Raw genomic sequence first — 13,769 nt, 5'->3', positions numbered from 1 at the left:
TTGAATATGAGCTTATTTAAGCAGAACCTGGCACTGCTCAGGTTTTACTTTTATAGGCTTAGGCTTAGTTATTTTTGTCTCGGTTCTAGCAGGTTTAGCTGGCCCTAACACCTGCTCTCTCCACCAGCCTAGCTTGTCACAACCTGTACCACTTTCTGGTGGCCGCTGGTTTTGACAAAGCTTGTCATCAAGCGGACATTTCAAGCGCACATGCATATGAATTTTATGTCCCCACCAGGGGCGCACCTTGCTCAGCCAGTGATCATGACTTGAAGTTGCATCGGCTTGAGTGAGTTTACACAGCTTATGTTTAATCGCGGGATTTACAAATACCCGAGCGACTTGAGGGTTTTCTGCAGCTAGCCTTATCATCTCCCCATATGCGGCTTGCCAATTGCCATTAACTTCAAAGCTGTCTTTATCCACCAAGCTTAGTTCTAACGGCGACTCTCTTTGTTTACGTGTTTGCAACTTGGCAGCTTGCCTAAACCAAATATCGACATCCAGACCAATTTGATGACTAGCATGGCCAGATACAAAGTTGCCGCCACGGGGCATAGAGATATCAGCAATCAAGAGATCTTTATCTGTGTATGGATGGACTTGCTTAGCAAAACCTTGAATAAAAAAGATAAGCTCAGGATGACCATAATAACGGGCTCTGGAGGTTCTAATTACCTGATAGCCCTCACCTTCTAATGGCAAAGTCTCTGCACCAGCTAAACAGCCATTGGCATAGGATCCAATGGCTAAGCTATCTATCTCTGTAGCCTGCGCTTCCTCATCCGCTCCAACACTTGGCATTGAATAAGGAGTTTTAAATTCACTCCACACATTAGCAATACTTTGCTGCGAAATAAAAGGCAGCATTATCAACAAGTAGATAAGCCATCTTGTTTTCAAACCATAGCTCCTTTCGTTTAAAAGTTAACTATTTTCAACTATCTTCAACACTATTCAGGCAAACCAACATGCATATTACCTGCCTTGTGATCCACATTGCTGATCACAAGGAGTGATGCTATTTTCAGCCCTCTTCTACTCTACTCAGGCAAGCCCACATGCATATTACCCCCCTTGTAATCTACTGTGATCACAAAGTGCTTCAAAATATCATAGCCTAAAAGACCTTTGATATTTTTGCCCTTAAAACCGACCAAGGAGCCACGTCCGCTAGAGAATATATTCACTTTCTGTCCTTTTTCTGGCACCGACATTTTGACATCTTCAACGGTAAACGGGCCAAACTGTATCTCTGGTAATGTGAACGCATCCTTATGTCCTGAGCCCAGTACACCAGAGCTTGAAACCTTGTCTAGTTCAAACTCTTCCAGCCAGCCTTGGTCCTCAGCGGTACTGCGCTTCAAAAAGATCCCACCGTTGCTGCCGGTATCCATAATCAACCAAGCCTCTTTCTGGTCGTTCAGATTGACCTTTACTATTGGCTGTCTTCTTCCTTTATCCATCCGCATTTCAATATTTTCAAGTTTAGCTAAATCAATTTCATCACGCATAAACAGGCGCATTCTGCTATTGGGGTAATCAAACTGAAAGATAAAATTTCGTAAAAATGCTCCCCCAAGTAACAGCGCATTCTTATCGCTCCCTAGACGCAGCGACGCTAGCTTATCCATCTCGATATCGGCGCCGAGCAGATTGACCTGAATATTGCTATATCGCTGCCGCTTTTCCTCTCCATATACACCGCGAACAATGATCTTATCCGCTTTATCTAGTTCCAATTCATGTTTATTGATGAAAACTTGATTGATAGAGTTTCCTTGTGCACCAGTATCTAAAATCGCTCTACCTTCAAATCCCTCAACTGTCACAGGCAAAGTAATGTGCCCCTTGACCAGTTCAAAATCGACCCACTCGGTAACAGCTAAACTCATACTGGAGAACAAGCTAATAAAAGCAGAAATCAATAACAAGCAGGCCTGTTTTAACGAGAAGTTAAAGCGGACTAGAGAAAGGTGAGCAGTAGCATTGGGTGCATCATAGGGGGCTAGCATATAAACATATCCTTGTTTTTATTAGTTAAATCCATTTACCACTCAGAGACTAACATAATAAAGGTCAAAGAAGCACCAGAATATAGGAAGGGTAAAGGCCACTTCTTTGTCCAGAAAAAGTGGCCTTTTGGTGTGTTTCAAACGGTAAGGATTGGTACCGTTTGAAACGTTATCTAGCGTAATGCCAATACCTTGCGGTATAAATCGCTAGTACAGATAACTCTTATTTATGCGAATAATCATCTCTATAAACGATTAATACTGATAGCTAAACTGCAGCGTATACTCAGTGCCAGGGTCTTTGGCGTATACCTTAATGCCCTGCTGCTGGTATTCGGTCTCCTCGCCTAATATGTTCTTCGCCTTCAGCTTTATCGCCATGCTTTCTGACGGGAAGAAGCTATAGGTGAGATCTAGGCTCTGGAACGGCTGCTCAAACACGTCATCTAATCCACCACGCCCACCGTAAGCGATACGCTCACCGAACACGTTATAAACCAGAGTCGCACTATGGTACTCATCGGGAGAATCGAAGCTCAACTGCACGTTAGTGACCCAAGCCGAGTGTCCCGTCATGCGTCTGGAGGTGTTGGTGGGATCTATCTCACCGTTGGGAGATATCTCTATCTCGGAGTCGCTCAAAGTTACGTTGCCCGCAACAAAGAAACTATCCCAAATACTTTCACCACCACCGATAAATCCTAATTCCTGCAGGAATTCGGTTTCGATACCATACACATAACCTGAGTCGGCATTATAAAACTTAAGCTGGCGCCCGGCTTCTGAGATACGCTGAATAGGCTCGATAGGCGCATCGATATCTTTATAGAAACCACCCACACTCAAGTTGTTGCCAGTCTCACCATACCACTCCCAACGCAGATCTAAGTTGTAGATATCTGAGCTTTCAAGCTCTGGATTACCGAAGAAGTCGAAACCAGTAACAGGATCCTGAAAGCGAACCGGTGACACCTCACGTAAATCTGGACGGACTAAGGTTTTACTCATAGCCAGTCGCCACTGTGTAGTATCGCTATCTTTCCAAGTCAGCGACATCGACGGGAACCAGCCATCTTCAGCAATGGCATAATCGCTAAGATCGTAACGACCACCTTCATCGGAGATCTCACCTTCGGGTGAGATAGGCAGAGTCACACGTCTGAAATCTTCATAGCGAACGCCCGCATAGAAACGCCACACATCATCGAAGTCCACATCGACACTAACAAACCCGGCATCGAGTTTCTCTGCGGCGACGTAATCTTCTGTATCTGTGGAGGCATCTTTAAGCTCTAGGCCTAAGACATCGCTATCAATATTAGCATCACTAAAAATCTGATCGAACTCTTGCTGCAGGATATCGCCATTGGGATCCGTTGGACTCAGATCCACATCCAGACTCAGGCGAGTAGCGTAACTCTCACGGGTGCGTTCGAAGTACTCATAGCCGCCCTTCAGGGTAACGAGTGTCGTGTCAAACTCTATGGGAAACGAGATGTCCCAGCCATAATTGGTCGTATCATCTTCTAGCTTGCTATACACATACTTAGGCGCATCTTGGGTGTTGAGGTTACGGGATGTCATCGAGCCTGCATCATCAAACACCACATTATAGGTATAGGACAATTCATTGGGGGCATAACGCTCTGAACGTGCATCTGAGTACATCCAATTAAGCTCAAGGTCCCACAGCAACTCGAAGAAGTGCTGACCCTTTATCTGATTACTTATCAGGGTACGCTCCTCATAATCGATATCGTAAACCTGATATGCATTGGGCTCACCTAAGGTATCTAAAGTCTCCTCGATCGCCACAGACACATCATCCGATATATCTCGTAAGTAAGTGGTGAAGGTCTCTATTTTATGGTCGTCGTTAAACTCGAAGCCCATATTCAGCATGCCAGAGATCTGCACTATGGAATCTGTGCCTTGTACATTTTTGGAATTTTCGACCTGAGCCTGTTGCTCATCGCCGTCCAGCTCGACATCCAACTTGGTATAGTTCTCGGCTTGCTGCTTGTATGAAGCTGCAGCAATGACACCGAATATCGACTCTTCGCCGATATCCCAATTATTACCTAAGGCGATGTTGCCACGAAAACCGGGATCTGTGCTCTCGGTTGTCACTGTCATATCACGGTAGATATCAGAGGCTAAATCTCGATTCATCTGTTTAGCCGACTGAAAGTCAATCTGGCCGTTCGAGCCTGTGACTATGTCTACCGGACTAATGCCGCCAAACTGGTTGAAAGTCTGGGGAATACTATTGGGCATGGCGCGAGTGCCGTCATCTTTGCCCTGCCACTCATCACTACCACCGTTATAGCTAAAGGTATCCTGACTGTCATTGCTATTGTAACGTCCGCCCACTGAGACTTTAAAAAATAGATCTGCGGGTATCGACTTAGTGCGAATATCCACATGACCACCACCAAATGCCGCAGGCATATCTGCGGTACTGCTTTTTTGCACCGACAGCGACTCGATAATCGATGCCGGAAACATATCCAGCGGCACCACGTTTCTAGTCGGGTCTGGCGATGGCACAATAGCGCCATTGAGTGAGGTACTCGAGTAGCGCTCACCTAAACCACGTACATAGATGAACTTACCATCTTTAAGTGTCAGGCCTGTGATTCTGCGTAGGGCCGCGGCGGCATCGCTGTCACCAGTTCTGGCTATCTGCTCAGAGCCCATGATATCGGCAACGGCCACTTGTTCACGACGCTCTTCCATCGCTTCAGAAGCCGAGGTGCGTAAGCGCCCTGTGACCTCAATCACTTCGATGGGGAAATCCTCACCCGGATCATATGGGTCTTGCTGCGAGTAAACTGGCAGTGCGGTAAGCAATGTAGCTGCAGATACCGCCGATGCTACAGCAAGGCTGAGCTTATTCAGGGTAAAACTCGGCTTGGTTTTCATACCTACTATCCTGTATGGGGTTGATGAAAGCCGCAGTCATTCACGGCTTTATGTCATATCAGTAAACTTTCCTCCAGCACTTACTAGAGGTCACATCCCCATTAAACGTCTGAGGATGTGAGTTTTTGATAAGGGTTATTGAGCGATGAAGGCCCAACCTTGACGCCAGTCGTTCTGGCCATCGAATGCGCCGATATAGTCAGTTGACTCGAAGAAGCTGTCAGTGGTGCTCATATCCTTACCCGCGCCCAGTAGATTGGTTTCGTTCGCAGCTGGCATACCATGGGTTATCGACACGGCAGCCGTGCCATTACCCGTTTGGCCCATAAACCAAGTCGCCACATCAACGGCATCTGCAGTTGCCGCATTATCAGAGCTGTACTTGAACGGCTCATTACAATCGATAATCGAATGACTGATGGTCAGCTGGTCATTATTGACGTTATCAACCAGGTCGGCATAGGTGCCGTCCAGCTCCAGACACTCACCAGACTCGGTAGTAGACGTCGTTCCCTTACGTCCCTGAACCAGTATGTTATTGAGTGAAGCTGCGGTAGCAACTCGAAGCAAGATCCCTTCGCCCTTATCACCACTGGCATTTTCGATATCGACACCCGGTAATATGGTGAAGTTAGACAGGATAGGTCTAGAAACAGGTGTATCACCTGTGCCTTTATGGCTATCGCCCTCTATGCCACGGTTGGCGTTGCCATCTTCATGGGTGATGTAGACAAACTGCGCCTTGCCCTGCCAGCCATTAGTCCAATCTAAGCTGTCATCGAAGTTATCGGTCAGATACACATATTTAAGATTTACCGCGCCGCCCCAGAACTCGACACCATCATCACCATTGGCATGAATTTGAATATGGTCGACCTGAGTGCCGCTACCCACTGCCGCAAAAGAGATACCATTCATCTCTTGGGTATCATTGACCTTAAAGCCGGCGTACTTGATGACCACATAACTGATTTGACCGCTGTTATCTGTGTTGTCATTGCCGCCATATGGGAAGTCACCCACCTCGAATGCCACATCACAACTGGTGTGATCATCACATTTGTTAGTGAGTCCGTTACCTAGTAGCACTAAGCCGCCCCACTGACCACGAGCAGCTTCTGCCCCCATGATGACATCTTGCTCAGACGTCATAATGATGGGGTGAGTCGCACTGCCCTGGGCCATGATCTTCGAGCCACGGCTCACTGTGATATAGCTGTTATCTGTGGCAAAAAGATATGCGCCGGCTTGAATCGCCAGGGTAGCAGAATCTGTTTTATCGCCGCCGACAACCACGGCGCCGCCGTCGATCTTGTACATCACATTCTGACCCGCGAGTAGGGTCGTATTAGTAGTGACATTACCTTCTAGAGTACAAACAAGATTAATTGAGCTGTCTTTATAGATACCGGCAACGACGGTCTCGGCAGATGTTCCTAGCGGACACGATGTCAGCACGGGTAATGCACTTGGCGCCGGAGTGACCTCGTCATGAATCGCCGTCGTCCAACCTTGAGTCCAGTCATTCGAGCCATCGAACGCGCCGATATACTGCGCGTCTTCTAAGCGGGCGTCTAAATTACTCAGGTCTGCAGCCCCACCTGTCAGAGCGACAGATGAGCTATTAGGCATATAACCATTAAGATCCGATGCAGCCGCTAAGTTGCCTTGTTGAGCTAAGAACCAAGCTTCAACGTCCAGAGACAGTGAACGTCCCTTTTCCGCATCTGCTTTTGCATTCTTAAATGGCTCGACACAATCGATTAAGCTGTTTTGCATGGTAAGTGCTGCATCTTGCGCACTGACAACTGTGTTGTCATCGTTGATCTCTAGACATTCACCGGAATCGACACCGCCCTTGACGAGTATGTTGTAAGCGTGAGCCCCGGTTCCCTTACGGAACAAGATACCTTCACCGTGGTCACCACCGCTGTTCTCGCCATTGGCTACAGCTATGGTCACGTTGGCCAATACAGGTTGAGACTGAGGCGTAGCATCGGCATCGCTGTTACTGTCACCCTCTATGCCTCGGTTTGAACCGTTATCTTGCTGACGGATATAAACGTGCTGCGCACTCCCTTGCCAACCATTGGTCCAATCCAGCGAGTCATCGAAGTTTTCGGTTAACACTACATGGGAAATGGACACGTTACCGCCCCAGAACTCGACGCCGTCATCGTTATTCAAGTGAATTTGAATATGGTCGACTTGTGTCCCTGAACCGACAGCAGCAAAAGAGATACCGTTCATCTCCTGAGTGTCGTTTATCTTGAAGCCACCGAACTCGACACGAACATACTTGATCGAACCTGAACTATCTTCACTGTCATTACCGCCATAACTGTGGTTGCCCACCTCGAATGCTGCATCACAGGCATCGAGATCAGGACAGGTATTTACCGGGGCGTTACCCAGTAATACCAGTCCGCCCCACTGGCCCGCTTCACCGGTTTCACCCAAGGCACTTTCTTTCGAAGTAAACACGATAGGCTGAGTCTTAGAACCTTCGGCCTGGATCTTCGAGTCGCGACTGATCACCAGGTAAGCATCACTGCCGCCGATAACCTTAGTGCCAGCTCTGATGATCAGCTCCACAGAGTTTTCCTTATCGCTACCCGCGATAACGGCGCCATCTAGCTCCCAAACAACATCGTTACCCAAGACAATCTTATCTGCATCTTGTCCACCTGTGTCACCGCTACCCATGCTAGACGCGGCGTTCGTTGGGGCTAAGGTCCCCTTCAGCATCCACACCTGTTTACCATCGACGGACAGGCTGGCATTACGCTCGGCGAAACCACTGTAAGCTAACTCTTGAACGCTTTGGCCCGGAGTCGGTACTGTAGTCGGAGGAGGCGTATTTCCCCCCTCGCCACCGGTATTAATATTAATATCGCCACCACAACCGGCAAGAGCTAATGCAGTCGAAAGTGCACCGAGTTTAAAAATATTTTTCAGGTCCATTGTCATCTCCGCAGACGGAATAAAAGTATTGAGTTATTAGGCAAACGAAACTAACGGCCCAATATGACAATAAGACTTCAAGCTGATTTCAGTTACATTTCAAAAATGTCACAGAAAAAATAACCACTTTAAAAACAGACAGTAATAGAAGTTAAACACTTGGGTGAAACCAACAAATAATTAACAAAGGTTTCACGAGAACTGTTTTCCGGTCAACTAAGCAGCCGAAATGGTCAGTCTTTAGTTTGACAGGCAAAGACTAGAAGTTATAAAGGTTAGGTAGATTTCAAAGGATTTTAGATTTTAGATTTTAGATAGGATTTGAAGGATTCATTAATAAGCACCCAAAACATCTGCTTACCTCAGGACGTGACACTCTAATAAAAAAGCCCAATCAACAGATTGGGCTTTTTTAAAAATTACTTCGACAGGTAAATTACTGGTTAAAAACTAAGTTATCTATCCATACTGCATCTTCTAAGCTTGAGGCACTGCCATCTTTTGTATAATCGAAACGAACCGTATTTTCACCGGCTTCAAGACTCAACGAATGAGTACTCCACTCCTGACTGGCTGTTTGCATCATGAGTTCATCATTCACATAGACCTTAAGTAGATCGCAGCATGGCTCCGACAAGACCAAGCTATCAAAGCTCAATACTCCGCTCGCCACCAATACTTTAAACTCTGTACTACTAACTTGCGAATCACCAATACTGCCTGAGCGGAAACTTGTTTCACCTTGACTCGAATTGGTTTGCGAATTAGCCCACGGAGCACCTGAGCTGGCTCCGCTTTGCCAATTGAGCACGAGTTCAGCTTCGAAACCCTCATTGAACTCAGTCAAAGCGGTAGGCCTAGAATCAGCATCATTAGGGTCACTAGCATATAAATTCACTTCATCACCATCGGAAAATGAATCTCCATCAGTATCGCCAAGTAAGGGATCCGTTAATGTCGAATTGAGCTCTGTACCATCATCTAAGCCATCATAGTCTGTATCCATCAAAAGCGGATTTGTCAGGTACGTATTAACCTCCTCGCCGTCATTAACTTGATCACCATCAGTATCGTTACTCACTGGGTTGGTGCTTAAGTCATACTCCTCAACATTGGTTAAGCCATCGTTATCTGCATCTAAAATAGCGTCATCGGCGTTAAGTTTATCGAACCCATAGTAATCTTCGTACCAATCGAGCATACCGTCATTATCTGCATCACCACTGACGTTAATCGCTACGAGTTTTGAATCTTGTTGATTAAGTATATACAGAGCGCCTTCATTACCTAGTGACAATTTTCCACTCTCTGAGATTGACCATACCTGTTGATGGCTCTCTAAATTCACGGCAAAAGTGGTTGAACTGCCAGAGACAAACAGCAAATTATTGCTAACGACAATATTGCCCTGTAAAGACTCGTTATTATCAGGCTCCCAAGCCCACAATAAAGCGCCATCTCTTGAGTCTAACGCGTTAATTGAGTCATTATTGATAATATAGACCTCACCAAATCCAACAGAAATGGATGTTGAGTAGCTTACTTGCTTTTGCCATTTAACGGTGTTTCCAGCTAGGTCAAAGGCTACCAATTCATTGTCATAATTAACAAATAGGTCATCTTCATTACCCAGAATTGGAATTTGTCCATTAAAAGACAAACCATCTACTGCTATAGATGCCGACAACTCACCAGTCTCTCTATCTAAAATATCTAAAGCCTCATTAAAAAAGTACACTGATTGTTGATCGACTGCTGGCGTCCAATAATCACTATGGCTTCCACCTCTAAACCAAATTTCTTCACCTGAGCTCGCATCAAATCGATAGATACCGCCATAAGAACCACCTCCTACATAGATACTATCGCCAAAGGGGGTAGGAGCAGCAAAATCTGACCATTGATTGCTATAAGCCGATTTAAATACTAAATTCCCACTTGTAATATCAAGGGCGCGAACAAAGGAATCATCATGGCCGCCGGTTTGAAAATACACTTTTCCATCACTCACTGCCGGAGGGGTAATAGAGTTCACCTCATAGGATTTTTGCCATACGATAGTGCCGTCTAGTGCGTCTAGGCTTAATATTTCTTTGACTGAACTGTTGTTAATTTGATTACCCGTGACAACAACTTTACTGTCTGCGATAACGATACTGTCATTCGTATAATCGAAATTAACCGGAATATCGACACTCCAACGTAAGCTCAAGTCATTACTATTAATGTCTACAACATTGAGACCATTATGCGCAGCGTTGCCTTGATTGCTAGACCACTGCTTTGCCACAGGCTTATCAGTTAAATTCGTTGGATCCGTCTTTAAAAAATATTCCTTAACATTGGAAAAGCCATCGGTGTCAAAATCAAGTGCCGAATCAGAATCTAAGTTAGGGTTAAATCCAAAGGTGAGCTCCCAACCATCAGGCATACGATCTTCATCCGTATCTGCATTAGTTGGATCCGTATTGTATGTATGAACTTCATCGCCATCACTGAGGCTATCGAAGTCACTATCAATAACGCTAGGATCGCTCCCATAAGCAAATTCATCAGCATTGATGAGGCCATCACTGTCGTTATCAAGCGAGGTATCATTCACTAACGGGTTAGTAGCATTGTCAACTTCCCACGCATCAGGCATACCATCGCTGTCGCTATCAAGACTTAAAGGATTTGTGCCAAGCGTTGCAACCTCCAGATAGTCACTTAGACCATCACCATCAGAATCACTATTTAATGGATCGGTACCATGTTCATTGACCTCATCACCGTCAGATATTCCATCACCATCTGAGTCAGCATTTAGCGGTTCGGAATGAACAGTATTGACCTCGTCACCATCACTCAAGCCATCGCCATCTGTATCGATTATATTAGGATTTGTACGAGCCTCAAATTCACCGATATTAATCAATCCATCAGCGTCTGAATCAACTGCAGCGTCGTTGCTGTTAGCATCATCTAAGCCATACAGGTCTTCCCACCAACCAGGTAAACCATCACCATCGTGATCTGCAACTAACTGATTAAGGTAACTAAGAGTGTCACCAGTCATGGTCACCACTACCAAATCGTCACCATTAATCTCAAGGGAGACAGGTGCCCCCGATACATTCAACTCACCTATTTTTTGGTAATCATCAGCAGACCAAATAGAGATCACCGATGAGCCAGCCTCATTCACTGACAAGGCAAAAATTTCATCTCCTATCCATCTGATATCAATCGCTGACAAGGCTAAATCAGCGAGCTTATCTAATGTTGTAGCATCAAAAACTCTGCCACTGCCTAAGATGATTTTAGAGTTATCACTGGAAATCCGTATCGGATGAGCGATGCCGGCACTGCTGTGGTAGGGCGAATCACCCGCACTAATAATTGTGCCGTTAGTCTGATCGATCTCTTCAAAATGCAGGTCATTGGGTGAAGTTCCATCTCTCAAGAAATATACCTTTGATGTATCTTCATTCCATGCATAGGTATGGGAAAAATAGTTCCAATCCTTACTATCGGTGAGCATGCCATCTTGATTATAAATATGATGTGATACCCAAGCACCAGTGCTGTCTTGAGCGAGTATAAAGTTACCCACACTGGCTAAACCATCCACCGATTTACTCAAGTTTGCAAACTCTTGCAATAGAGCCAGATTGTCAAGCTCAACATACTTGATAGCCCCAAAATCAAAACCCACATACAAGCGTTCATGGGTCTCTGAGTACGCAAGTTGTGTTGCAGAGTCTTCACTATTGAATGGTAAAGAAGAGCGCAGGTTTATTGGATTGGTATAAGATTGAGTATCAGATATCCAGCGATATATTTTCTTATTATCAGCACTTAATAGATACACAACACCGTCAATAGTGATCACATCATCGGGGCTGAAATTAGGCACCATAGCATGGTAATCACACACACCATCAACACCATGCTCAGCTAGCCAACATGCGGAATCTTGTGGGTATGCGTCAATTAATGCCAAGATTTCCGCATTAGCTTCTATCCCTTCATTAAGCTCGTCAGCAAAACCGTCATTATCTGTGTCTTTAGAAAAAGCGGCATTATGCGCAAAAGCATCTTCAATATTAACTACGCCATCACCATCATTATCATCATTAACTAGGTATGTGCTTACCAACACTCTTTCAGCTGTTTTTAAAACTAACACCGCTGAATCACTGTTTGAAAATGCGCCTAATAACTCACCATCGATAGCGACATACTCTTGCAGCGCTAATTGTTTATTTCGGCGAACTAAAAATGATTCACCTGAATTTGCTTGCAACGTGACCAAAGCATTGTCAGCTAACCAGAATGCGCTGCTAAATTGACTCGCGATTGAACCTGTCCACTCTAATGTTTCAGCGTCATATAGATCTCCACTACCTAATAATACGGTACTGCCGTCTAGTGAAATAGAGAGCGGTGGTTCAATAGAGTAATCACCATGATATGGACTATCTACTGATTGGCCTATTTGACCCGTTAACTGATCAATTTCAGTATAAAGAAGATCATTCGGTGAGAGGCCATCTTGGAAATGATACAGCCTAGACTTAGCTTGATTCCACGAGTAAGCACTTGAGTGAAAAGCAAAGTGATTATTATTCTGCTCGGAGACTACGCCGGTAATATTGTAAGTAGCATACTCACTACTGTAATAGGCTTCCACTAGCGTAAGTAGGTAATTGCCAACTGGAATTAAGCTAGTAGCAGGATTATCTAATGTCACGAAATGAGCTAATTCATCCTCATCAATATAACTGATGTCGCCATTATCATCACTGATATAGAAACGCTGATGACCGGCTGAATAGGCCATCGTTGGCGTATCACTAGCTTGAACGACGACAGGGGTTAAGAAATGCTCTGTATTACTATCGTATCTATGTACTAATCCCCACTGTGGTCCAGAAAAATAGACAACGCCATTATCACCGTATTCCACAACGCTTACTGTCTGCGATGCCATCCAGGTCAAATAACAAAACCCTTCACTGCCATCTGACTCTGCAAAACAGCTCGCATCTGTTAGAAAGAAATCACTATTGTCGCCTACGCCGTCGCCGTCTGTATCGACTGACTCGGTAGCATCTAATGGGAATGCATCATTTTCATCTAGAACAGCATCGCCGTCGTCATCAGTATCTGCATTATTACCTATACCATCGCCGTCGGTATCGACTGACTCGGCAGCATCTAATGGAAATGCATCATCTTCATCTAGAACAGCATCGCCATCGTCATCAGTATCAGCATTATTACCAATACCATCACCGTCTGTATCGACTGACTCGGTTGCATCTAATGGAAACGCATCCTTGTCATCATCAACTCCGTCACCATCATCATCTTTATCCACATTATCTGCGATGCCGTCATTATCAGTATCAGTTACCGGTGTTGGTTGCGGTTCAGGGCTAGAGTTATCATCGCCTCCACCACAACCAAATAGACATAACATGAGCAACGTAAGCGTGATTGTAAGTTTCATTGTGCATCCTAGCAGACAAATTTGAGAGCCCAGAAATTGGTAGAGACTCTTTAGACAGAAAACGAAATTGTTCACTTAAGAAGGAATATAGAAATATAAGGAAGCGCACTCACACTGAGATACCGTCCTTAGTAGGCTTTTTAACTAAACTCATCCTTGATTGAGCATCATAAAATACACAAAAACAAAATAAAAAACAACAATCTAGCTTCGTAAAGGCAACAAGAAACTTAAATAACAGACGAACATCTCATCAAGACTATGCCAAAGTCGACTAGCAAGCTGAAGCAGTCAGTCTTTCGCATGAAAAGAGACAGCAAGAAATACAAAGATATTTAGGTTTATTGCGTTAAAAAAGCGCAGCGTCC

At 45.0% G+C, this 13,769-nt stretch carries 5 protein-coding genes; all 5 read right to left on the bottom strand.

The window, feature by feature from the left end:
- Positions 1-12: 12 nt before the first annotated feature.
- Positions 13-903: a penicillin-insensitive murein endopeptidase gene (gene mepA / locus FM038_RS02780; protein ID WP_223292986.1), complete on the bottom strand. Its 891-nt coding sequence runs from the start codon at positions 901-903 to the stop codon at positions 13-15.
- Between the two features lie 140 nt (positions 904-1,043).
- Positions 1,044-2,015: a pepsin/retropepsin-like aspartic protease family protein gene (locus FM038_RS02775; protein WP_142871854.1), complete on the bottom strand. Its 972-nt coding sequence runs from the start codon at positions 2,013-2,015 to the stop codon at positions 1,044-1,046.
- Between the two features lie 255 nt (positions 2,016-2,270).
- Entirely contained in the window at positions 2,271-4,940 is a 2,670-nt protein-coding gene (locus FM038_RS02770) for a TonB-dependent receptor plug domain-containing protein (RefSeq protein WP_142871853.1), read from the bottom strand.
- A gap of 135 nt (positions 4,941-5,075) precedes the next feature.
- Positions 5,076-7,904 carry a hypothetical protein gene (locus FM038_RS02765; RefSeq protein WP_142871852.1) on the bottom strand — a complete coding sequence of 943 codons (2,829 nt, stop codon included), beginning with the start codon at positions 7,902-7,904 and terminating at the stop codon, positions 5,076-5,078.
- A gap of 436 nt (positions 7,905-8,340) precedes the next feature.
- Complete coding sequence (locus tag FM038_RS02760) at positions 8,341-13,401, bottom strand: outer membrane protein assembly factor BamB family protein (protein ID WP_142871851.1); 5,061 nt, start codon at positions 13,399-13,401, stop codon at positions 8,341-8,343.
- Positions 13,402-13,769 lie beyond the last annotated feature (368 nt).

The organism is Shewanella eurypsychrophilus (assembly GCF_007004545.3).
Lineage (GTDB): Bacteria > Pseudomonadota > Gammaproteobacteria > Enterobacterales > Shewanellaceae > Shewanella > Shewanella eurypsychrophilus.
This window is presented reverse-complemented; position numbering and strand designations above follow the sequence as displayed.